The organism is Haloarcula sp. H-GB5 (assembly GCF_054850705.1).
Window position 1 is genome coordinate 1 of the sequence record NZ_JBTWBG010000006.1, and the last position, 20,409, is coordinate 20,409.

Here is a 20,409-nt window from a genome sequence, read left to right on the forward strand (position 1 = left end):
CGAAGGATAAGCTGAAGCCGATGACAACGTATCCAATAAAGCAGATAGTAACGAGGAGAGCCCCGGGACTAACAAGCTGATACAGTCGAAACAGTCCTCGTTCAAGCGGAGTAGTTGGCTGTCGAATCCGTCTGAATGGTCGATGATCCATCTCCCTACGGCCAGAGCCCCCGCGCCTCGTGGGCTTCAGCGATTCGTGAGAGAGCAACAATATAGGCAGCATCTCGCCACGTCACCTCACCATCGGTGAACTCGTCTCTGACCACATCCCATGCCGTCAACATTTCTTCTTCGAGTTCGTCGTGTACCCGTTCCAACGACCACGTACGGCGATTGATATCTTGTAGCCACTCGAAGTAACTCACTGTGACGCCACCGGCATTCGCCAATATATCCGGAATAACAGGTATCCCTCGCTCAGTAAAAATACGATCGGCCGCGCTCGTCGTTGGTCCGTTCGCTCCCTCGACGATGATATCCGCCCGCACATCCTCGGCGTTCTCGGCTGTAAGGACGTTCCCCAAGGCGGCAGGCACGAGAACGTCTACGTCAAGTTCAAGCAGGTCCGCGTTGGTGACGGTTTCTGGAGCGTTGTGACCCATCACAGCCTCGGGTTCTTCGTGGTGTGATGGAATCGAATGGGTATCGAGGCCGTTCGTGTCATAGACACCACCGTTGACGTCACTGACCGCAACGATGTTCGCTCCCCAGTCGTCGAGTAACCGTGCAGCATTCGAGCCAACGCTTCCGTATCCTTGGATGGCGACACTCGCTTCGTTAATATCCTTCTCGTAGTGCTTGATTGCCTCCCGAACGATGATGGCAACGCTCCGGCCAGGCGCTTCGTCACGGCCTTTACTGCCCCCGATGACAGGTGGCTTCCCCGTGACGACACCGGGAATGGTCTCGCCTTCCTGCATCGAATAGGCGTCCATCAACCACGCCATCGTCTGTGGATTTGTCCCCATATCTGGCGCAGGAATGTCTACTGTCGGGCCGATCGCTCCGCGGATCTCTTGGGCAAACCGTCGGGTGAGCCGCTCTTTCTCAGCCGAACTCAACTCCTTCGGATTGACCGCAACGCCACCTTTGGCACCCCCGAACGGGAGATCCATAACGGCGCATTTCCAGGTCATCCACATGCCGAGGCCGACACACTCGTCCCGCGTCACCTCGGGGTGATACCGGAGCCCCCCTTTATACGGACCTCTTACACTGTCGTGTTGGGCTCGGTAGCCCGTGAACACCTCGACCGTCCCGTCGTCACGTTCGATAGGAACGGTGACTTCGTGGACTTTCTTTGGGTGTTTGAGCCGTTCGACGATGTTCTGATCAATGTCGAGATGAGTAGCAGCGTGGTGAAGCTGCCGGCGCGCTGTTTCGAGGGCTGATTCGGGTTCGGTCGAATCTGCCGCCTCGTCGTCTGACTCGTCGCGGGTACTATCAGATTTCGATGCCATGGTCATTCGAGCGGTATTCGCCGGTTTCGCATCGGACCGCCACAGTCGGGACACTGGCCCGGGCTATCCTCCGCGATGATGATTTTGCCACATTCGAAGCACTCGTAGGGGGTTTCTTCGTCTGATTCAGGGTCGACATCTTTCATTGTGAGATCACGAGTGCCGCCAGGTGGAGTGGCGCACTCTATAAGGTGTAATAAGTGTATAAGGGAATACTCGGCTGTTGACTACCAAACAGCGCTTCAACCAGTAGGTTTGTTATTGAACTGTGTCCGTGGAGGCCGCCACCGGGAGATTGTTCTCTTCGAACAGTGCAGCAAACAGTTTCCGTTGGACGGTCCGGGCGTGTTGATAGAATGCAGGTGGGGAGATGCCGAGTGTCTCCGCTACGTCTTCGCCCGTGCTCTCACGGGGCGACTCGAAGAACCCACTGTAGTACGCCGTCTGGATCACCTCCAGTTGCCGCTCCGTCACTGAATCGAGGAACTTCGAGTAGAGATTGTGTTCTGCGGTCTGATCGAGCGTCTGCTTGGCACGGAGTTCAGCGCCAGCGAACGTCTCACGGACGAGCTGCGTGATCGTTCGGACGTCGATGCTGTCCGGGATATCGATGACGAGCGTCGTCGTGGTTGGATCAGCGGTCGCTTTGCGGAAGACGGCACCGTGATCGGCCAGCTCCAAGGCGAGGAACGGTTGTGTGAGTCGGAGCCGTAGAACGCCCCTCTCGCCGTCCGCGCTGATCTGCTGCACGTCGTCGATACCGACCAGCTGCGAGGCGGCGTCTGCCACGTCAGTTACCGCCCGGTCTTCGACGGTCACGAACACGTAGCTGCCTTCCGTGGACTGCTGGACGCCACCTTGATACGAGAGGGTGCACTCCGCGTCCTGTGCCAGCCGTGAGAGGACAAACTTCGGGTCGTCGATGGTGAACTCGACACGTGTCATCGACGTCGTGAGCAACGCATTCTTCCGTTCGATCGCACTGAGAGCGGATGCGATGGTTTCGCCGAGTTCTCCTAGGACGGCCTTCGCCGTCTCGTCGAACGCATCCTGGGTTGGTGCGTACACCGTCAACACGCCGTGAGTGAGGTCGTTATACACGAGCGGGATGCTCAATACGGACAGGTAGTCCCGGGAGATGGCGTCTTTCCGCCACGCCTCGTCACGGAGACCAGCAGCGACGTTCGTCACCATCGTCACGTCGCCAGTGGCTGCGGTTTGGCCGGCTGGTTCTGCACCCGATGCCTGGACGGCGAACGACTGACTATCCAAGTACCCCTGTTCGGTCCCGGCCCAGGCACGAGGCTCCAAGGTGTCGGTCGTCGGATCGATTGTCCCGATCCAGGCGAACCGGAACCGGTCGTCGGCGGTCAGCAGTTCACAGACCGTGTGATCGATTTCCTCGCGCGTCTCCGCCTGTACGAGAGCCTGATCGATTTCCCGTATCGTCTCGTTGATGCGGTTCAGGGCGGTCAATTGCTCGTTTTGCGTCTGGAGTGTTCGGTCCTGTTCCCGAAGTCGTGATTCCCGTGTGACGCGGTCGAGGGCTGCTTCGGCAGTAGCCGCGAGCAGATCGGCCAACTCTCGCGTCACCTCATCGAATGCACCGACCTGGTTCGAGCCCGCAACGAACACACCGTGGTTGCCGAGCGGGATGTAGGCCGCAGTTCGGAGGTCAGTTGCTCGATTTTCGAGCCGATCTGCGTCGTGAACGTCGTCGAAGAACAACGCTTCGTCTTCAACGAAACTGTAGCTCGGGAGCGTTTCCCCGTCGGCGTGCACGGTCGGGAGTGGCCCGTTCAGCTCGGTCATCGTCGCCGAGTGGGCTGCGGGTCGAAGATTGTTGGCCTCACCGTCGAAGAGGTAGACCGCACTCGCATCGAGAGTGAGCACACCAGGTGTGTCGTCGACGACGTGCTGGGCGATTTCTTGGTGAGTTTCGGCGTAGAGGAAATCGCGGGCCGTCTCGTGGAGCGTGGCGAGTGCCTCTTCGCGTTGCTTGCGTTTCGTGATGTCCCGACAACTGAAGAGGAGAGTCCCGTCCTGGATCGAGACTTCGCGCACGTTGACGAGGAGCGTGTGCTCGCGCCCAGCTTTATCGGTCGCCGTCGTCTCAATGTTCTTGAGGACGCCGTCTTCCGCGAGTTCCTCCCGGTCGAAGAGGTCGTCGCCGAGAAGGTCGTCGATCGTTCCGAGGTTCCGGATCTCGTCGACGGTGTAGCCGAAGATGAAGTGGACGTTGGGACAAACGTAGGTGTACTCGCCGGCTTCGTCCGTGATGAGGATGGTATCGGTCATGTTGTTGAGCGTGACCCGGTGCAGTTCTTCGGATTCTCTGAGATTCCGTTCGAGGTCGACGCGCTCGGTGATATCGACGCCTTCGACGACGATCGAGACGAGATCGCCGCGCTCGTTCTCGACCGGGCGCACGGAGAGGTCGATAACGCGCGGCTCATCGACGTCTGGCGGCTGTGGGACGACCGCGTTGCCGAACGTTCCGTCGAGTGCTTTCTCCACGAGTTGTTGGACGTCCGTGTTCGGTGCATCGGCCTGTGACCACCACGGAAGCGTCCAGAAGGGGTCGCCGACGATCGTGTCGATGTCTTCATCGATCATCTCCCGTGCTGTCTCGTTCACGCGGGCAAGTGCGCCATCCGGGTCGAGCACCCACGTCGCAGTTCGCAAATCGTTGAAGATCGCGTCAAATTGTCTGGCCCGGTCCCGTTGTGTGGCCGTCCGCTGTGCGGCCCGGAGGGCACGCTCTGTTCGGTCGATGAGTTCGTCGGTCATCTGTGCTGGCGGGTCCGAGAGCGCAATGTAATCGGTGACACCGGCTTCGATGGCCTCGCTAGCGATGGCTTCGCTCCCGGCAGTGGTGCCGAGGAGGACCGGGAGCGCAGTCGTTTCCTCGCGGATTTCTCGGAGGAGGTCGAGTCCGGTCGTCTCTTCGAGTGCGTACTCGGTAATGAGGCAGTCCGTGGGGCGCGTCCGGGTGGTGTCGATTGCCTCCGTCTTGGTTCGAACGTGGTGTACGGTGGCATCAGTCCGTTTCTCGAGGGTCGTGGCGAATTGCGTGAGCCAGTCGTCTGTCCCGACGAGCAACACCGTCGACGAATCCAGAATGGGTGGGGGAGCGGCCATTATTCGACCATTGAGGGACGTCGAATGGTCCTCTCGGTACCGATGCGAGCTCGCCTCCAGCTCCGGTACTGGCCCGGATCGGAATGTACGTCCATTGCTAGTTAACTATCTAACCGCCGCGCGCCAAAGACGTTTGTTGTTTAACCCCGTGAGATAGGGAGCGCGCTACGGATTATGAAAACGCGATTATCGGGACTTTTCGCGATCGACCGACTCTTCCCGATTTCAACGTTCCGCTATCCAACCAGACTCTCGAGGAATGACTACCCGACCTCCCACCACCCAGCCCGAAGACGCCACGAGCAAGGAACCGCAACAGCAGCGCCAGTCGGCGTGGAGACTCGTCGCTGGAGCGAGTCTCATCTCGACGGGGCTCGCAGCCTATGAGATCGTCCCGGCGAGTGTTACCCCGCTCATTCGCGACGCACTGAATATTGGGCCGACGATCGCAGGGTTCCTGGTCGGGGTCATGTTCGGCACCGCGGTGATCGCAAGCCTCCCAGCTGGAGCGGCGCTCGACCGGGCGGATTCCAGGACTGCGATGGCCCTCGCAGTGCTGACACTCGTTGTCGCCGGGACGTGGGGATGGATCGCTGGGCGGCGAGGGGATTATCGATCTGTGATTGCATCACGAGCGCTTGGTGGGATCGCCTACGTCGTCGTCTGGAACGCTGGCATCGACATCGTGAGTCGAGCAGCGACCAGCGAGAATCGAGCGACTGCTGTCGGCATCTTCACCGCGAGTGGCCCGATCGGATTCGCGCTCGGTCAGGGGACCGGGCCACTGATTGCGCATCGGTTCGGGTGGCCCGCCATCTTTGTCGCATTCACCGGCCTCACGGTCGTCGGCCTCGTCCTGTTCTGGCCGGCCAGTCGCGGACTCGGAACGAGCCAGGGGGGCGCTCCCTCGATTCAAGAGTTCGGTGCGGTCCTCCGGAACCGGAGGGTCTGGTCGGTCGGGCTGCTCGGGTTTCTCGGCTATTCATTATACCTGTTCGTGAATAGCTGGGGCGCGTCGTACCTCACCGCCGAACTTGGCCTATCACTTGCGGTGAGTGGCCTCTTGGTGGCAGTGTTCCCCGCAATCGGGGTGGTCTCCCGGATCAGTAGTGGCCTCCTGTCTGACCGTGTCTTCGGTGGCCGTCGCCAACCCATCGTTCTCGGATCCTTCGTAGTCGCGGCTCCGCTCGTGCTCGTCTTTACGCGGTTTCGGTCGCTCCCTCTGCTCGTCGCGCTCCTCCTCCTCACTGGATTTGCGGTCCAGCTGACGCTCGGCCTGTCCTTTACGTACGTCCGGGAGGTGGTTGATTCGCGGGTCGCTGCGACAGCGGTCGCGTTCCAGACGAGTGTTGGGTTGGCAGGCGCGTTCCTTGCCCCGATTGCAGGCGGGGTTGTTGTCGATCTGGCCGGCTTCGATACGGCGTTCCTCCTCGCTGGACTTCTCGCTCTCTGCGGGATCGCAGTCGCGTGGCGAGCACCTGAGCCAGCGCGTTTGTAGCAAAAACTTCGCTATCGAACGGCGTCGACACCCGAGAGCACAATCACAGCTACGACGACGTGACCCGGTCGCTGCTGAGTCTCACCTGGGACGCTCATCACGGCCGCGAATCACTCGTTGAGGCCACCTTCTCGGTGTCTGGATGCTTGAGAAACGCTTTCCAGTCGTCACTGAGGCATTCGACACCTGCCAATTCTTGAGGTTACCCATCGGCCTGGCGGTGCCGGCGTACCTGCTCTGGATTCGGTACCCAGGGATGGGCGTCCCAACAGTGGAGAGCGTGCTCTCGTGGTGTGTCGAACAACGCCTCACAGGACCCGCACTTGTAGGTCGTCTCGGGCCAGCGTTCGGTGACGAACATCGCGGTCACCGTCGTTCTGACCGGGACTGGGGCGGTCGACCGCCGAAAGTAGTTGTTTCCGATCACCGTCCGTCGACGAAGAGCCGACTGCGCCAGCTGCTTCGGTCTGTCCGCTGGGAGATACACCCAGCGGACGAACGCCTCTTCTGACGCCTTCGCCGAGGGTTGGAGAATGAACCATCGGTCGTGCTCGTCGCGGAAGAGATACCGCTCCGTGCCTCGATTCTGGAGATAAAGCGGGTCGCCACGACCGGGGATCAGCCGAAGTCCCACGGACGGGGAAATCGGGCTGAGAAGGCGGTCTTCCAGTGCGAGCGAATTGGATTCACCGGACAACGTCTCCTCCTCGAATTCGTCGAGTGTCACCTCGCTAGTCATGAGTCGCCGGGGCTCGACTCGTCTGAGCCTTCCTCCTGTGTTCGCTCGTGCAGATCGTTGAATCGCTCGAATTCCCGGCCGATGCACTCCATTGCCTCGACAGCACGTTCGATTAGCTGGTAGGTCGTTCGGGAGAGACGAAGAGTGTCCATCAGGTGTCCTCCTCGTCCGGCTCGACGAGGTCGTTGCTCTCAGCGACGAGTTCCTGCACGGCGGACGCAGGATCTGCTTCGACCGGTAGCGTTCGATGATCGAGCGGAACGGGATACGCACGGTCGCCCTGCGCACAGAGCACGAGCAGCCACTCTTCGCGTCCCTCTCCGAGGACGACGTAGTGGTCGATGTCCCGGCGCTGGAAGACCGTTCGATCTGCTCGGCTCACCGCATTCCAGTTCGCCGGCAACGACGGCGACGGCGTCCCGCCGTCCGGCGCGAGTGCGTGATGGTCCTGGAACTCGGCGAGTGCAGCCTTGATGTCGTCCCCGGTGAGGTGCCAGCAGTCGGCCGGGCCATCGCACGCGAGCTTACTCACTACCTCGTTTCGAAACTGGATGTAGTGCTGGTGAACGACGCTCTCGTCGTCGTAGTAGTCGAGCAGGATCGCACAGGCGAGTTACGCCGGGCCGCTCCCCGTGTAGCCCCAGTCGAATCCTCCCGGGCTGTGTCGCACGAGTTCGAGGCTCCGATCTGGAGTGAGGCGCTCGTGATCGGTAAGCTTCAGCACTAGCGGCGTTCCGTCGACGCGCATGCCGACGTACTCGACGCGGTCTGCATTCGCCTGAGATGGCTCACTTGCATCCGGTACTGTCGCTCGTGGGTCGGTAGTCGAGTTCGTCTCCATCGGTTGAAAGCGGGCGTTCGGATACCCCGCACCCCTTCTGGGGGTCGAAAAAACTCCCGGAAGAGCGCTCTCACGAGGGATTTTCGTCGCCCGAATTAATTCCTGTGGGCCACGAGCGGCTTACTGGGTTGTGAGGCGTTCGTAGAATGCTCTGGGCTCGACAATATCGATCCCACGGAACGAGTCGAGATCGAGCAGGTGGCGGTCGCCGGAGACGATGTAGTCGACGTTGCCCGCTACGGCAGCTTCGAGAAATTTGTCATCGTCAGGATCAGCCTCGACCGCTGTGATCGCTTCGTCCGGGTCGACGAACTCCGCGAATAGCGGATCGTTTCGACCTCCTGTTGGACGTCTTCTTCGTCCATGTGGAACTTCTCCGGGTATTTGAGCAGCGTATCTCGAAACTCCGTGAGCGTCGCGACGGAGACGACGATCTGATACTCGCTGCTAAACCCCTTGACGACTATCTCGTGGGGGACGCCAGTTGCGATAACGCTCGAAATGAGAACGTTCGTATCGAGAACCGCTCTCATTCATCGGCGCCCCGCGCATCATGCACCAGCTCGTTGACCTCGTCCATCGAGAGGTCGACCGTCTCAGCACGCTCTTCGACCCGCTGCTGGAACTCCTCGACGGAGGGGAGCTCGAGTTTCTTCAGTACGAGGCCGTAGTCCGTCGGGACGACCATCAGCTTCGTGCCCTTTTCGAGGCCGAACTGTTCTCGCAGGCGACTCGGGATGGTGATTTGTCCCTTCGACGTCACCGTCGTGACCTCAGGATCGTCAGTACTCATGGGCGATTCTATGTAAGAATTCCTTACGCAGCGACTTCAACCCACCGGTCAGCTCGAATCGACTGAGGCCTCCACGGTTGTCTGATCTCCCTGTGCGAATCACCGCTCGGAGCCATAGACGATTGCTGAGCGGCTTTCGTAGCCGCATTCCCGACATTCGAACCACCGTTGGACCTTCGCGCCGTCAGCACTCTTCTGGCCGACGACGACCTCGTCGTTCGGGCACTCTGGGCAGCGGAGCTCCGGTTGGGGGCGCTTTTCGAGTTCGTCGCGGAGCACTGCGGCTTCCTTTGTCGCGAATCCGCGCGACCACACGGGGTAGCCCTCGACGAGAATCGCGGCCCGCCACTTGTGGACGTACGAATCCGGCGCTCGGTGCAGGACTGCTCGGGCGTTGGTCTCTGTGTTTCGGTACGCCAGGGTCGGAGTACGGCTCTCTCGGGTCCAGTTGGTGAGTCGTGTCATAGTCACTCCTCGAACAGACAGCGAGCAGCTGCGTCGTCGCCAGCGAGCGTCGGCTGGTCCTCGGCTGTATCGGCGAAGAGACTGGACTGCTCACCCTCGGACGAGTGCTTGACTTCCGGTCGGTCGTCGACGCCGAACTCACTCGCTTCGGGCCGATCGAGCCGTGAACCGCGGTCGCGATGATCCACGTCGGCACCGAAGTCCTCGAGTGAGGTTTCGACGCTTGTTTCTGTGACCTCGAGTTGGCCATCGTCACCGAACGCGGTCTGTCGCTGAATCTCGATCTCGGGTCGCTCGCTCATCTGAATTGAGCCTCCACCCACCGAGGCTCCGACAAACAGTCCCCAGCTGTCGCGTTAGTCGTTTTGTGCGCGTATTTCGGTGGCTCGCTGTTCGAGTCGGCGGAGGATTTGGACGCGCTGCTGATTCGCGTTCTCGTAGGCGACGCAGGCTCGCAGCGTCTCCATATCGTGAATCGTCACGATACCAGCGGTGATGAGTCGCGTGTTCGGTGGTTCGAGACGTTGTTCTGGCGACAGTTCGCTTGCGTCTGTCGATTGAACGTTAGGATTGCTCACTGATGATCGCCTCTGCCACTGCTGAGGCGACGAAAAACAGCGCGCCCGCTACTCGTCTTCTTCCTCGGGTTGGATCCGGCGGGCGTCCTCGGCGAGATCGTGGATGTACTCCCGGAGGATTTCCATGTCCTCGCGGGCGTCTTCGAGGGTCTTGCCTTTCGCCTTCGCGACGATCTTGTCCTGATCACGGGTGCCGGTGCCGCGAGTGAGCTTCACGGTAAGTGAGACGCCGACATCGCTTCGTTCGACGTACTCGGTTCGTGACTGCTGCTCATTGTTTGGTGTCGATTCTGCGTTCGTACACGGCTGCTGGGTGTGTTCTGACATGTGTGGCTCTCCGTGAGTGGTGCTCAGATGGACGGTGCGACCGGCTCGTCGGGTGTTTCGTGAAGGACTGCGTCGATCTCGCTGACGGTGAGTCGCCAGCGCCCATCAGACCCGACGCAGTCCAGCTGGCTCACGACCTCGTTTTTGAATGCCTGGTAGTGGTCGAGGGCGAACGCTTCGTCATTCGTGTAGTCGAGAAGCAGCGCGAGCGCGAGTTGCGCCGGGCCACTACCGCCGTATCCCCATTCGAAGCCCGAGGGACTGTGGTTCACCAGCTCGAGACTCCGATCCGGCGTGAGCCGTTCCTGGCCGGGGCGCTTCTCCACGATAGCCTGCCCGCGCTGCCGATAGCCGACGTAGACGACGTCTCGGTCGCGCGGTGAGCGTGTCTGTTCGGTCGAGTGTGTGTCGTTGGTTCTACTCATCGGGTTGTTTCGGGCGATGCTCGGTCGAGCACCCCCGTACCCCTCAGGGGGCGACAAACAGCCACGTGACTGCGTTCCCCTACGCGAGGTGGGAGATCTCCGCAGGTTCGTCGACGTCGTCGAATTCGCCTCGTTCGACCGGCTCCCAGTTGTCGCCGGGTTCGGGGCTCCACCAGTCGACCTCGTAGGCGCCCGGTGCGCCAAGAATCTTCACTCGTGCCGACCCGTCGGGCAGGTCGCAACGCAGTTTCTCGTCGACGTGGAGGTTCCACGTTGAGTGGGTGTCGAAGCAGGCGAGGACGGCCTCCTCGTAGCCACGTGTTTCTCTGGATTCTTGGAGTTCGACCTGTGTGTTGCAGTGCTTGCAGAACACGCCCTCGAAGGGAATGTGGGAGAAAACCTCCTGCCCGCAGACGGGACACCAGAGGAACTTGAACAGTGCTTCGCTGTGGCGGTCGATGACTTCCAGACTCATCTGTGGATCTGGCCCGATTGAGACGGGCCACCCATTCCGGCCCAACAATAGACTTCACCGCAGTGACGCTGTCTTCCTCACCGTTCAGCGCCGTAGACGATTTCCGAACGACCTTCGTAGCCACAGTCGGGACAGTCGAACCAGCGCTGCACGTTCGCGCCTCCAGCTGACTTCTGACCGACGACAACGTCGTCGTTCGGACACTCCGGACAGCTCAGCTCGGGCGCTGACCTCTCCCGGAGCATATCCCGAAACCTGGTCACCTCTTTCGTCTCGGACCCTCGCGACCACACCGGATAGCCGTCGACGAGAATCACGCCACGCCACTTGTATCGGTAGGAGTCCGGGGCTCGATGCAAGACGGCCCGGGCATCGATTTCGGTGTTCCGATACTCGAGCGCGGGCGTACGACTCTCTCGTCGCCAGTTTGTGATCCGAGGCATCAGTCAGAAGTGGACGTCGGCAGGCACGATCCAGAGATCGTCACTCTCGTCGAGGATTCGGTCCAGCTGGCCGCGATGCCGAATGCCGCTCCCGTGTTCGTCGTACAGGAAGACCGAGGGGCCGTCGTACGCGCCGACCTGATGGAAGGCGTGCCGGGCGAGGTCCTCATCGCGCATGATCTCCTCGTCGGAGAGCTCCTCGATGGCCTCCTTCACCCGGTCGAGATTACGTTCGAACTCTTCTTTCGTCGCATCCCAACCACGTTCAAGCAGTTCCTCACCTTCCTCGGAGTCCACAGGCGCGGCCACCGGCAGGTCTCCCCAGCGGGCCGAGCCAGCGACGGATGTCTCTTCTTCATCGAACGCGACGTAGTAGTCGAAGACTGCGCCGGCGTGTGGGACGGCGCCGACGAGTCGATCGAACACCGCCTTTCCGGTGGCGAGTGCGTCGTCTTCTGTCGATGCCTCTACCAGACTGTAAATGACCATGTGCATCGGGTGTCACCTCGGCTGCCGACGCCTCTGACGGCACGCTGCCTCACTCCTGGGTGCGCCGGCACCCATCGCCGGCGCTCGATAAACACCGCTGGAGGAGGCGCTCGCTAGCCGTCGTTTCGGTCTGATTCACGCACCTCCTCGACGGTGATCGTCAGATCACCGGTTTCGTAATCAGCCTCGAACTGGACGTCGAACGCAGCCGATTCGTAGGCAGCGTGGTAGGCGCGGTGGCGTTGGAGTGACCCCGTCGCCTTGAAGTGGAAGAACGCGGCTGCCGTGTACGGTTTGCTCGCGGTCTCGATCTGTGCCTCGACCGATGCCGGCAGGGCGATCTGGGGTGTCTCGGTGTTGATCCCCGCTGCGAAGGCTTTGGCCTCGTCGACGGTGGCTTGCGAATGCTCGGGCGTCTCACCGGTCAGGACGTTCACGGGCGTCTCCGTCTCATCGGTGAACAGGACGTCCTCGAAGGTTCGTGTTCCGAGAACCGCCTCGGGATCTAGCTCACAGTCCTCGAACGGGTCGTCGGTAGGGTGCTCGGACATGGTTTCACGACCGGCCCCCGCGAGGGGGCGCAGCCCTTCGGCCCCCGATAAACCCCCCTGGGCACACGCGGCGGGCTGGCCAGCAACTACTCGTCGATTGGCTCGAGACCGCTGAGGTCCGTGTGCAGAACCTCGCCGCCGCGAACGACGTACCGTTTGGCCAGTACCGGGAATCGGCACTTGGTAAATCCGGCTGTCTGAATGTCGAGTTCTTCGTCCGGTTCGAGATACTCCGCGAGTTCTCGGAGGAACTCGTGGGTGACGATACCACCGTCGTAATCGGGCAGGCCGTTCTCGCGGGCCGTGTATACTTCGAAGCTGTCGTAGCCCCAGATGACGAGTTCGCCGTCGTCGTCCACTTCCCAGTTCAGTGTCCCGAAGCAGTGGCTCTCACAGAGCTGGCGGACGGCCTGTGAGTCCGTTACGAGCGCGCCGGTCGACGTCGTCGCGGCTTGCAATGTTGCCATGGATTGTCCTCGGGAGCGTTTTCGTACCCCCGCACCCCTTCAGGGGGCGAACAACTGCTCCCGCTGTGGCGGCCACAGGACGCCTCGTTGCCGACGGTTCGTGCAGTCTGGATTCTTCGAGGACATCACTATCCTCCGTCGCATCCGGTCGGGTGAGGAGACTTACTTGCTCGAGGAGCGTCACCGCTGCGGTGATTCGCTCTCGATCGGCGGATTCCACTTGCTCGCCGTCGATACTGGTGAGGTTGCTGAGCGTGCGATGCAGCCGGTAGCCGGGGGTGTCTCGTGGGTCCATATCTGCGCCTCCGCCGATTCGCGGCGCAGAACGACACCGGCGAACGGTCAGCAAGACAGTCCGGGGAGTGCTCACGAACTCGCCTCCAGTTAACCAACAGAACCGCTCGATATCAGTTGGCGTTGGTTAATCCGATACCGTCGCTACTGGCCGGCGTCGGGGTTCGGGCCGTAGCGGGGCGTCCCACAGCGCTGGCACGCCCACATGGGCTGGCTAGTCCAGTCGTCATGGGGGACGATCTCGAATTCGCGGAATCGATGCGTGGTCTCCCGACCGCACTCCCGACACTCGAGGGACTCGCTGTTCGGGCGCTCGTGTCGTGAGTGTTCGCTACTGGTCTCTGCGACGGATTCCTGGAGGGCAATCGCTGGCACCAGCCAGAGGTCGTCGTCTGCGTCTTCACGTAGGCGTGCAAGACGATCTTCGGCTTGAATCCCGCTCCCGGTTTCGTCGTAGAGAAACGTCGCGTGCTGGTCGACGTGGCGCGACTCGCGCCATGTTGTTCGCTCGCGAGCAGTCTCAAGGATCGCTTCGCCACTCGGTGACGTGATCCGTGTTGCTGAGGGGAGTGACGGCCACTGGTCGGCAAGCTGCGTTGCAGGTTCCTCGGCGAGGTCGTAGATCAACTGGCAGTCGTCGACCGCGGGATCGGAATCCGAGTCCGCGAGGAGAGAGGCCGCAGCCGACCCCTTTGCCACGGCGCCGTAGAACGTCGACGCTTCGACGAACATCTGGACGACGTGGAGGAACGACCAACCGGCGTCCGATGGGTCCTGATCCCCGGCTGCATCGAGATGATTCGTGAGACAGAACCGGCACTTCGACTGCCCAGCGTGGATCGATACCCCACAGGACTCACAGCTGGACTCCGATGGTGTCGAATCGTCTGGATAGCCCGCGTTGACGCCACCAGATCGCTGCCGCCGGGGCTCGCCACCACTACTGGCGAGTTGGTCGTCGGGAACGTGAGTCGCTTCGCCGAGCGGTCGGAGTGCTTCATGATCAGTCTCTTGTCTCGTCATCTGTGGTCCTGGAATGCGTTGTCCCGGCTTCGTATTTGAATGCTCGCACATCACGCATTCCGGTTGCGTATATAAGCCCCTCCAATTACCGGTGGTCCTGGTAATCCCGGTAGTTATACGCTCTTCCGGATTCCGGTTAAGTATATAAATATGGGGCGCTACCTAGATACTATGCTCCTCGAGCCGCCCACCCGCGAGCGGGGATTCAAGAAGGAGCGACTGCACCGGGTACTCTGCAATCACGCCACAGGTGAGTTGAGCACCTACGAAGTCGCCAAGCGTGCAGACGTGTCGCAGTCGTGGGGCTACGACTACCTCGATCAGCTCCAGGCAGCGGATCTCGTCGACGATACGACCGTCGTGGACCCGGCAGCCCTCTACGAGCACTGGCGCGACACACGGATTCAGCCAAACGATCTCAGCGTGTCGCTCCAGCAGCCACGCGACCAGATTCAAGACACCGGACTTGACTACGCCCTCACGACGTACGAGGCCGAGAACATCCACCAGGGATTTCTCTTCATCTCCGAGACGGCCTTGTACGTGAACCCCGACGATATCGAACAGTGGCTCGAGGTCATCGAAGAGCAGGGGCTCATCGGTGGCGGGAACACGGAGTTCCGGGTGACCGACGAGCACGTCTTCTACAACGCCCAGACCATCGACGGCGTCCGGACGGTCTCGATTCCACAACTGATCGTCGACCTCCTCGACGAGGACGGCCCCGCTGTCGAGGCTGCCCATCGGCTGATCGAATTGTATCACAATGAGTAGCGGCGACCGAAGTCAGTACGTCGACGCGGTGACCACGCTGTCCGAACGGGAACTACAGGATATCATCGCAGCCGCGAGTCCACCGGTGTGCCTCCTCGGGGGGTGGGCCGTACACCTGCACGTGACCGAGGGATTTCAGGCCGCCCATGACCGGCCCTACATCGGGTCTCGAGACATCGATCTCGGAATCCACATCGAGCCGGACTGGACGACCGAGGAGGTGTCCACGACGTCGGTCGCGACGACGCTCCAGCAAATCGAAGACGAACTCGGCTATACCAGGGGTCGGTTCGGGTTCTATCAGCAGTTCCATCGAGATACCGGAGAGCGATTGAGTGATGAGGCGGCGAAAGACCATCCGCCTCACAACATCTTTCGCGTCGATATCGACATTATCCCCGACACTACCGCACTCGATGCGTTCCACGACGTCTTTGGCTTCCGGCCGCCTGCAGAACCCCTGCTTGAACCGGCATTTACCGCTGGTCGTGCAGCGCCGCTCGACGAGCACGTCTCGTGGGATGCCCCGGCTGAGGTCCTCATTGCAGCTCCGGAGTTGCTCGCGGCGATGAAAGTCCGGGCCCTCCCACAGCGAGATAAGAGTCACAAACGGCTGAAAGACCTCGCTGACCTGCACGCGCTCCTCTGGTACGTCACCGAATATAGCGAGCTACAGGCGGCCGTCCAGACACATCTGACTGACGACGATATCACGACCTTTCGAGACGCAACGACTGAAGACTTGTACGACCGTGCAGCGCGGCTCATCGGTGTCGATGCAACTCTTGTCAGTCAGTCGATTGAGCGACTCTTTGTGTAGACAGCGACTGATTCCCCTCACCTGCTGACGGACTACTGCTCTGGTCCGTTTGTTCGAGTAGCCCGTCGAGTGTGTTCCGATGGGTCCGAAGCGTCACCGGCGACGAGTTCGCGACGTCGGCAATCGTGGACTGGGTGAGCAACAGTCCGTGTTCTTGACCGGCTTTGTAGAGGCACGCCGCGGCGAATCCCGAGGGTTGTACGCCAGTGGTGACGCCAGTAGCTTCCGCTTGGTTTGCGAGTTCGCGTGCCCGCTGCCGGATCTGATCGGAGACGTCGAGTTCCGATGCTAATCGTGGGACGAACGCACTGGGCGTCACGGGCTGGGCCGGGAGGCCGAGTTCGGTATTCAGCGTCTTGTACGCGTTCGTCACCCGCGATTGTTCGACACGTGCCGGGTCAGTGACATCGTCGAGCGTTCGCGAACGCCCGTTACACCGGCAGGCGCCGTAGACGCTCGCCGCCGCCATCGCCTCGATCGACCGACCCGGCAGCAGATCCTCGTTCTGAGCACTGCGGAAGAGTCGACACGCCTGGTCGCGCATCGTCTCGGACAGCTCGAGGGCACTCACGATCCGGCGGACCTCACCCAGGCCGTGTGCGAGGTTGCGTTCGGTTTTCGACTGAAACCGACCGCGTTTCTGCTCCCGTCGCATCCGAGCGACCTGCTGGCGCTTCCGGCCGGAGAGTTCAGTTCCATTCGCATCGGTGCCACGCCCGATCTCGGTCGACAGGCCCCGGTCGTGCCGTGCCGCCGTGAGCGGCGCACCCGTCCGTTCGCGCTCGTCTTCGTCGAATCCTCTCCACTCCGGCCCGTGGTCGATTCGCTGCTCGTCGACGACGAGTCCACAGTCTTCGCAGACGGTTTCAACCGCGTTGGTGGTGACCCGGCCGCTACACTCGGGACAGTGGTTCGCGCTCGACTCCGTTCGGACGTTTTCGTCGAAGCCAGTTTCGTAGATGTCTCTGGTTGCCATCGTTCTCACCGTGTTCAGGGAACCCGCCAGTACAGCGAGCCCCTCACCTATTGAGAGGGATAATAGACGCTATCAAGTACAGACTTAGGTTCAGCTGGGTTGTGACTCATACTATAGTGCTTGAGTCACTGTAATGTACCCCTCTACAACGACGTCTGACCGCTAGCGTAGCTCCAGCATCTCATCCGTCCTCGTCTCCATATTTCGCGAGATATCTCGATCCACTGGCGGAAGCTCATCGTTCCGGAGTAGAAGTTACGGAAGAAATGGCCGTAGCCCGGCTTGTTGACGAACAGGACCTCGGCCGCGCGGTCAAATTGAGAATTCACGAACACCCTCTCATCAGCGCTACAGATACAGCAATCACCGGCATGCTTGAAATCGTACCGTGAATCATCTGATCAGGTAGAAGCCTGATTGACCCGGCAGAGGACGGGATCTCAGTTGCTCTGTAGCGCCGCTCAAAAGAGTATATAAGGGCGAGATGTAATGCTTGTGCCAGGGAACAACTTGACACATGCTTCCACAGGAATTCCGCGTACAGAAGTTCAAATGCATTGATGACACCGGATGGGTTGACGTGGAAGATGTCACCTGTCTCATTGGGAAAAACCAATCCGGAAAAACAGCGTTCCTAGAGGCTATCGAGAAGCTGAATCCGGTGTACGGCTCAGGAGAGTACGAACCATATGACGAGTATCCCCGCGACGAGTGGACTCAGTATAAACAGCGTCACGAAGAGAATCCTGACGTAGCTGTCCAGGCAAAGTTTTGGCTTGAAGACGAGGAAATCCGGGAGATAGAACAGGAATTTGGGGCCGAGATACTGGGCAGGCAAGAAAACGAAGATGAAAAAGAGGAATCTGTGGAAGTCGAGGTAGCGAAAAATTACAAAAGCGAGATATCATGGGATATCGATATTAACGAGTCAGCCTTTATTGAACAGTTGCTGGAGGGGTATGATCTTCCAAGCCAGACCAAAGGCAAGCTAGCGAAGGCAGATTCTATCGACGAATTGGTCGCCGAACTTGAGGACTCAACCTCTGGTAACAACGCACTCGACCAGATTCTCAACGAGGTCCAGCACGGTGATATCGATATCGCTCAAGATATCGGGTCACAGATTCTGGAGTCTCAAATCCCCCAATTTCTGTACATGGGGGAGTACCACTTTCTGGAAGACGAGATCAGTATGGACCAGCTGGTCAAGAAACAGAATCAGAATGAACTGGAGGAAGGCGACGAAATCTTCCTGTCCCTGCTCTCGATCAGCAACTTAGAAGCGACAGAACTCCGGGACAACGACGACTGGGCCAGAATACGGACAGATCTAGAAGCCGCTGCGAACGATGTCACCGACTACGTCTTGGACTACTGGAGCCAAAACCAGAACATCCGCTTCCAATTCGATAGAAACTATCTTCCAGAAGGCACCTCGTTCCGCTGGCAGAACGAACGTGTCGTGGAAATCCTTGTAGAGAACTTAGACTACAGAGCCACCATCCCCTTCAACCAGCAATCCAGAGGCTTCCGATGGTTCTTCTCCGTGTTCTGCCAGTTCACCGACTTGAAAAACCAAGATAAAGACCTGCTTGTATTGCTGGATGAACCTGGGCTGCACCTTCATGCTCGAGCCCAGCAGGACTTTCTCGACTTCCTCAACGACGAACTCTCTCCACAGTACCCAGTAGTCTACACGACTCACTCCCCGTTCATGATCGATCCCCGACGCCTGCACCAAGCAAAGATGGTGGTTTCCGATCCTGGGAGGGGAACCAACATTTCCGACGACGTCATGCGCATCGGGGAAGATACCCGACTTCCGCTGCAGAATGTCTTCGAGTTCGACCTCGTCGATACCCTGTTGATACGGCCCCAGACACTACTCGTAGAGGGCAAATCCGACCACAGCTACATCTACACGATGTCTGAGATCCTCGATGAACGAGATAGGACCAGTCTCGACCGCAAATGGACCGTTATTCCGGTCGGGAGCGGGAGTAACGTTCCGACCTTCGTCTCCTTGTTCGGCGGCAACGATCTCGACCTTGCGGTCCTCTTGGATGCTGACAACGACGTCCAGCAGCGCGTCGATAACATCGAGTCGAGAGGCGTAATGGACACAGACAACATCCGGGACATCTCTGACTTCACCGACGAGGACCACGGAGATATCGAGGACCTGTTCTCCACCGACTTCTACATGGAGCTGGTCAACAGAGCCTATTCTGGCGAGCTGGCGCAGGTGCCCGATGTCCCGGACTACATCTCTACATCAGATTTCAAGGAAGACAACAGGCATCCGCGGATTGCGAAACGGCTGGACACGTTCTTCGAACGGTTCCACATAAATGAGGGGAATTTCGAGCACAACAAGCCGGCCAAGTATTTCCAGGATCACCTGGACCGGTTGAAGGATGAGCTGGATGAAGAGTCGATCGAGAACTTCGAGACGTTGTTCAAGGACTTCAACGAGATTCTGCAGGAGATTGAATCATCCGAGACAACCAGCTAATCACCCATCAGAGAACGCAATCACGTCTACGGGGTCGGGTATCGAGGTAGACGGCCTTTCTGAAGCTCAAGCTTTGACTGGTTCACTGTCCTGATCGTACTCTTGGAGCCGTCGATAGATCTTCCTCACTCACCCGTCATCTGTCTGACCCGGAGCGCTCGTGCGCCCGCACTCCTCTGGGGGCCCGATCAACTCGTCCGGGTCGCGCACCTATTCCTGCGGTTTATCGGATAAATGTTGGACCGGCGAGTGAGGTCGTGGCTGCGCGCGCAGCGACGGTAGGAGCGAGCACGGAGCGGAGGGTGGGGCGGCGGGGTCTGGGTCGGTCCGGCGCGTAAGAAAAAGAAGGATGCGTCGACTGGCTATTCGTCCCACCAGCGGCCGCGCTCTGGGAAGTGGATTTCCGACCACCCGGTTAGCGCGATTGAGCACCGACCTTCGTACCAGTTCTTCGCTGCCGCCCGGAACCGCACTGTCTGGCCTTCCCGCACCACGGTCTGATTCGACCGCTCCCAGCAGGTGAACTTGATTTTCCCACTGTCATCCGCTATCAGCCCGACTTGTTGGATGTTTGTAGAAGAGGGCTCCCAGAGGGTCTGCACAGTTCCTTCAACTGTCACCTCTCCGACCGGGACGTCCGGCACATCCGCGATGGGCACGATTGCCCCCGGCACCGCTTTCAGCTCCTCCAACGTCTCCAGCACCGCCTTGGTCACGTCCTCACCCCGATGCACCTTCCCGGCCAGCTGCTTCGCGACGACCGCTCTCGACCAGCCGCCATCGACTTCGTCGCTGATCCGCATCGCTTGCTTGTTCACTGCCGCGAGTTCGTCCTGCGCCAGTTTCTCTCGGGGATCCGTGCGCTCCACCGGTTTGGGCTCATCCCGGCCACACTGCTCGACGACGACCTCCCGCGTCCGTTTCGCACGTCCCTCCTGGTGACTGAATTCGGCCTGGGCACTGATGCGCTCGAGCTCGGCTTCCCGCGCCTCGATGCGCTCTTCCTGTTCGAGGGTCTTCCCGAACATGTGATCCGGGCCTTCCTCGACGCGCGCATCTGGATGGTTGGAATCGACTTTCGCCTGCACTTCCATGTCGACCGTCGCCCGGAACTCCGGGGTCTCGTCGACGACTTCGAACCCATCCTCGTCGACCTCAGCTTCATCGTGTTTCTCGAAAGCCTGTTCATCGACCGAAACCTCATTACCGAAGACGTTCTTACTGGACATTGGAATCACTCACAAGGTGATTTCCGACGAAGGCGCTCACGCGCCGACTCCGCGATGCTGCTACATCGCGGTTTTCCGACGACAAC

The 20,409-nt window shown here is 60.0% G+C and carries 24 protein-coding genes and 2 pseudogenes; 4 read left to right on the plus strand and 22 right to left on the minus strand.

Annotation, left to right across the window (positions count from 1 at the left end):
• Positions 1-155 precede the first annotated feature (155 nt).
• From gdhB to ACYJ11_RS19110, 3 genes are all read right to left on the minus strand, one after another.
• Positions 156-1,466, minus strand: coding sequence for a glutamate dehydrogenase GdhB (gene gdhB, locus ACYJ11_RS19100; protein ID WP_461649035.1), 1,311 nt, complete (start codon positions 1,464-1,466; stop codon positions 156-158).
• On the minus strand, positions 1,463-1,606 hold the full coding sequence (locus tag ACYJ11_RS19105) for a rubrerythrin-like domain-containing protein (RefSeq protein ID WP_461649036.1): 144 nt from the start codon (positions 1,604-1,606) through the stop codon (positions 1,463-1,465). The genes gdhB and ACYJ11_RS19105 overlap by 4 nt, the downstream gene beginning before the upstream one ends.
• Before the next feature lie 112 nt (positions 1,607-1,718).
• Positions 1,719-4,601, minus strand: coding sequence for a bacterio-opsin activator domain-containing protein (locus ACYJ11_RS19110; protein WP_461649037.1), 2,883 nt, complete (start codon positions 4,599-4,601; stop codon positions 1,719-1,721).
• 259 nt (positions 4,602-4,860) lie between these two features.
• On the opposite strand from ACYJ11_RS19110, the gene ACYJ11_RS19115 reads away from it, so the two are divergent.
• Complete coding sequence (locus ACYJ11_RS19115; RefSeq protein ID WP_461649038.1) at positions 4,861-6,099, plus strand: MFS transporter; 1,239 nt, start codon at positions 4,861-4,863, stop codon at positions 6,097-6,099.
• A gap of 202 nt (positions 6,100-6,301) precedes the next feature.
• Here ACYJ11_RS19115 and ACYJ11_RS19120 read toward each other — a convergent pair whose 3' ends face one another.
• The 17 genes and pseudogenes from ACYJ11_RS19120 to ACYJ11_RS19200 all read right to left on the minus strand — a co-directional run bounded on the left by ACYJ11_RS19120 (position 6,302) and on the right by ACYJ11_RS19200 (position 14,009).
• Positions 6,302-6,838 (minus strand): hypothetical protein, encoded by a 537-nt coding sequence (locus ACYJ11_RS19120; protein WP_461649039.1) that lies wholly within the window; start codon positions 6,836-6,838, stop codon positions 6,302-6,304.
• A complete protein-coding gene (locus ACYJ11_RS19125) occupies positions 6,835-6,990 on the minus strand; it encodes a hypothetical protein (RefSeq protein WP_461649040.1) in 156 nt (51 codons plus the stop codon). Before ACYJ11_RS19125 ends, ACYJ11_RS19120 begins: the two co-directional genes overlap by 4 nt.
• Positions 6,990-7,679 (minus strand): annotated as a pseudogene (locus ACYJ11_RS19130) (DUF6166 domain-containing protein). Before ACYJ11_RS19130 ends, ACYJ11_RS19125 begins: the two are co-directional and overlap by 1 nt.
• A 120-nt stretch (positions 7,680-7,799) precedes the next feature.
• Positions 7,800-8,063: a PIN domain-containing protein gene (locus ACYJ11_RS19135; RefSeq protein WP_461649086.1), complete on the minus strand. Its 264-nt coding sequence runs from the start codon at positions 8,061-8,063 to the stop codon at positions 7,800-7,802.
• A gap of 145 nt (positions 8,064-8,208) precedes the next feature.
• Positions 8,209-8,472, minus strand: a complete 264-nt coding sequence (locus ACYJ11_RS19140) for an AbrB/MazE/SpoVT family DNA-binding domain-containing protein (protein ID WP_461649041.1) — start codon at positions 8,470-8,472, stop codon at positions 8,209-8,211.
• A gap of 99 nt (positions 8,473-8,571) precedes the next feature.
• Complete coding sequence (locus ACYJ11_RS19145) at positions 8,572-8,937, minus strand: DUF7568 family protein (protein WP_461649042.1); 366 nt, start codon at positions 8,935-8,937, stop codon at positions 8,572-8,574.
• Between the two features lie 2 nt (positions 8,938-8,939).
• The gene (locus ACYJ11_RS19150) at positions 8,940-9,239 is read right to left on the minus strand and encodes a hypothetical protein (protein ID WP_461649043.1); all 300 of its coding nucleotides are present in this window, start codon (positions 9,237-9,239) and stop codon (positions 8,940-8,942) included.
• 54 nt (positions 9,240-9,293) lie between these two features.
• Entirely contained in the window at positions 9,294-9,515 is a 222-nt protein-coding gene (locus tag ACYJ11_RS19155) for a hypothetical protein (protein WP_461649044.1), read from the minus strand.
• A gap of 48 nt (positions 9,516-9,563) precedes the next feature.
• A complete protein-coding gene (locus tag ACYJ11_RS19160; protein WP_461649045.1) occupies positions 9,564-9,842 on the minus strand; it encodes a DUF7389 domain-containing protein in 279 nt (92 codons plus the stop codon).
• 23 nt (positions 9,843-9,865) lie between these two features.
• Positions 9,866-10,267 (minus strand): DUF6166 domain-containing protein, encoded by a 402-nt coding sequence (locus tag ACYJ11_RS19165; protein ID WP_461649046.1) that lies wholly within the window; start codon positions 10,265-10,267, stop codon positions 9,866-9,868.
• A 79-nt stretch (positions 10,268-10,346) separates the two neighbouring features.
• The gene (locus ACYJ11_RS19170) at positions 10,347-10,742 is read right to left on the minus strand and encodes a DUF7567 family protein (RefSeq protein ID WP_461649047.1); all 396 of its coding nucleotides are present in this window, start codon (positions 10,740-10,742) and stop codon (positions 10,347-10,349) included.
• Between the two features lie 77 nt (positions 10,743-10,819).
• The gene (locus tag ACYJ11_RS19175; protein WP_461649048.1) at positions 10,820-11,185 is read right to left on the minus strand and encodes a DUF7568 family protein; all 366 of its coding nucleotides are present in this window, start codon (positions 11,183-11,185) and stop codon (positions 10,820-10,822) included.
• A gap of 3 nt (positions 11,186-11,188) precedes the next feature.
• Entirely contained in the window at positions 11,189-11,680 is a 492-nt protein-coding gene (locus tag ACYJ11_RS19180) for a hypothetical protein (RefSeq protein WP_461649049.1), read from the minus strand.
• 107 nt (positions 11,681-11,787) lie between these two features.
• Entirely contained in the window at positions 11,788-12,225 is a 438-nt protein-coding gene (locus ACYJ11_RS19185; RefSeq protein ID WP_461649050.1) for a hypothetical protein, read from the minus strand.
• 86 nt (positions 12,226-12,311) lie between these two features.
• A complete protein-coding gene (locus tag ACYJ11_RS19190; RefSeq protein ID WP_461649051.1) occupies positions 12,312-12,692 on the minus strand; it encodes a hypothetical protein in 381 nt (126 codons plus the stop codon).
• Positions 12,693-12,801: 109 nt separating this feature from the next.
• Positions 12,802-12,987 (minus strand): annotated as a pseudogene (locus ACYJ11_RS19195) (hypothetical protein); the annotation flags it as partial.
• 143 nt (positions 12,988-13,130) lie between these two features.
• Positions 13,131-14,009, minus strand: coding sequence for a biosurfactant protein 1 (locus ACYJ11_RS19200; protein WP_461649052.1), 879 nt, complete (start codon positions 14,007-14,009; stop codon positions 13,131-13,133).
• A 171-nt stretch (positions 14,010-14,180) separates the two neighbouring features.
• Between ACYJ11_RS19200 and ACYJ11_RS19205 the strand changes: the two genes are divergently transcribed.
• Both ACYJ11_RS19205 and ACYJ11_RS19210 read left to right on the plus strand, forming a co-directional pair.
• Complete coding sequence (locus ACYJ11_RS19205) at positions 14,181-14,783, plus strand: hypothetical protein (RefSeq protein WP_461649053.1); 603 nt, start codon at positions 14,181-14,183, stop codon at positions 14,781-14,783.
• Positions 14,776-15,603, plus strand: coding sequence for a nucleotidyl transferase AbiEii/AbiGii toxin family protein (locus tag ACYJ11_RS19210; RefSeq protein WP_461649054.1), 828 nt, complete (start codon positions 14,776-14,778; stop codon positions 15,601-15,603). Before ACYJ11_RS19205 ends, ACYJ11_RS19210 begins: the two co-directional genes overlap by 8 nt.
• Here the strand turns inward: ACYJ11_RS19210 and ACYJ11_RS19215 are convergent.
• Entirely contained in the window at positions 15,572-16,579 is a 1,008-nt protein-coding gene (locus tag ACYJ11_RS19215; protein WP_461649055.1) for a transcription initiation factor IIB, read from the minus strand. The two genes, ACYJ11_RS19210 and ACYJ11_RS19215, sit on opposite strands and share 32 nt — an antisense overlap.
• A gap of 517 nt (positions 16,580-17,096) precedes the next feature.
• Here ACYJ11_RS19215 and ACYJ11_RS19220 point away from each other — a divergent pair.
• Positions 17,097-19,094, plus strand: a complete 1,998-nt coding sequence (locus tag ACYJ11_RS19220; protein ID WP_461649056.1) for an AAA family ATPase — start codon at positions 17,097-17,099, stop codon at positions 19,092-19,094.
• A 362-nt stretch (positions 19,095-19,456) separates the two neighbouring features.
• Here the strand turns inward: ACYJ11_RS19220 and ACYJ11_RS19225 are convergent, their stop codons facing one another.
• Positions 19,457-20,323 carry a DNA-binding protein gene (locus ACYJ11_RS19225; protein ID WP_461649057.1) on the minus strand — a complete coding sequence of 289 codons (867 nt, stop codon included), beginning with the start codon at positions 20,321-20,323 and terminating at the stop codon, positions 19,457-19,459.
• Positions 20,324-20,409: the final 86 nt, after the last annotated feature.

Excerpts from the sequence above, each read along its gene's own strand:
- gdhB (WP_461649035.1), bottom strand. The coding sequence starts at position 1,466 with ATGACCATGGCATCGAAATCTGATAGTACCCGCGACGAGTCAGACGAC.
- ACYJ11_RS19105 (WP_461649036.1), bottom strand. The coding sequence starts at position 1,606 with ATGAAAGATGTCGACCCTGAATCAGACGAAGAAACCCCCTACGAGTGC.
- ACYJ11_RS19110 (WP_461649037.1), bottom strand. The coding sequence starts at position 4,601 with ATGGCCGCTCCCCCACCCATTCTGGATTCGTCGACGGTGTTGCTCGTC.
- ACYJ11_RS19115 (WP_461649038.1), top strand. The coding sequence starts at position 4,861 with ATGACTACCCGACCTCCCACCACCCAGCCCGAAGACGCCACGAGCAAG.
- ACYJ11_RS19120 (WP_461649039.1), bottom strand. The coding sequence starts at position 6,838 with ATGACTAGCGAGGTGACACTCGACGAATTCGAGGAGGAGACGTTGTCC.
- ACYJ11_RS19125 (WP_461649040.1), bottom strand. The coding sequence starts at position 6,990 with ATGGACACTCTTCGTCTCTCCCGAACGACCTACCAGCTAATCGAACGT.
- ACYJ11_RS19140 (WP_461649041.1), bottom strand. The coding sequence starts at position 8,472 with ATGAGTACTGACGATCCTGAGGTCACGACGGTGACGTCGAAGGGACAA.
- ACYJ11_RS19145 (WP_461649042.1), bottom strand. The coding sequence starts at position 8,937 with ATGACACGACTCACCAACTGGACCCGAGAGAGCCGTACTCCGACCCTG.
- ACYJ11_RS19150 (WP_461649043.1), bottom strand. The coding sequence starts at position 9,239 with ATGAGCGAGCGACCCGAGATCGAGATTCAGCGACAGACCGCGTTCGGT.
- ACYJ11_RS19160 (WP_461649045.1), bottom strand. The coding sequence starts at position 9,842 with ATGTCAGAACACACCCAGCAGCCGTGTACGAACGCAGAATCGACACCA.
- ACYJ11_RS19165 (WP_461649046.1), bottom strand. The coding sequence starts at position 10,267 with ATGAGTAGAACCAACGACACACACTCGACCGAACAGACACGCTCACCG.
- ACYJ11_RS19170 (WP_461649047.1), bottom strand. The coding sequence starts at position 10,742 with ATGAGTCTGGAAGTCATCGACCGCCACAGCGAAGCACTGTTCAAGTTC.
- ACYJ11_RS19175 (WP_461649048.1), bottom strand. The coding sequence starts at position 11,185 with ATGCCTCGGATCACAAACTGGCGACGAGAGAGTCGTACGCCCGCGCTC.
- ACYJ11_RS19180 (WP_461649049.1), bottom strand. The coding sequence starts at position 11,680 with ATGCACATGGTCATTTACAGTCTGGTAGAGGCATCGACAGAAGACGAC.
- ACYJ11_RS19185 (WP_461649050.1), bottom strand. The coding sequence starts at position 12,225 with ATGTCCGAGCACCCTACCGACGACCCGTTCGAGGACTGTGAGCTAGAT.
- ACYJ11_RS19190 (WP_461649051.1), bottom strand. The coding sequence starts at position 12,692 with ATGGCAACATTGCAAGCCGCGACGACGTCGACCGGCGCGCTCGTAACG.
- ACYJ11_RS19200 (WP_461649052.1), bottom strand. The coding sequence starts at position 14,009 with ATGACGAGACAAGAGACTGATCATGAAGCACTCCGACCGCTCGGCGAA.
- ACYJ11_RS19205 (WP_461649053.1), top strand. The coding sequence starts at position 14,181 with ATGCTCCTCGAGCCGCCCACCCGCGAGCGGGGATTCAAGAAGGAGCGA.
- ACYJ11_RS19210 (WP_461649054.1), top strand. The coding sequence starts at position 14,776 with ATGAGTAGCGGCGACCGAAGTCAGTACGTCGACGCGGTGACCACGCTG.
- ACYJ11_RS19215 (WP_461649055.1), bottom strand. The coding sequence starts at position 16,579 with ATGGCAACCAGAGACATCTACGAAACTGGCTTCGACGAAAACGTCCGA.
- ACYJ11_RS19220 (WP_461649056.1), top strand. The coding sequence starts at position 17,097 with ATGCTTCCACAGGAATTCCGCGTACAGAAGTTCAAATGCATTGATGAC.
- ACYJ11_RS19225 (WP_461649057.1), bottom strand. The coding sequence starts at position 20,323 with ATGTCCAGTAAGAACGTCTTCGGTAATGAGGTTTCGGTCGATGAACAG.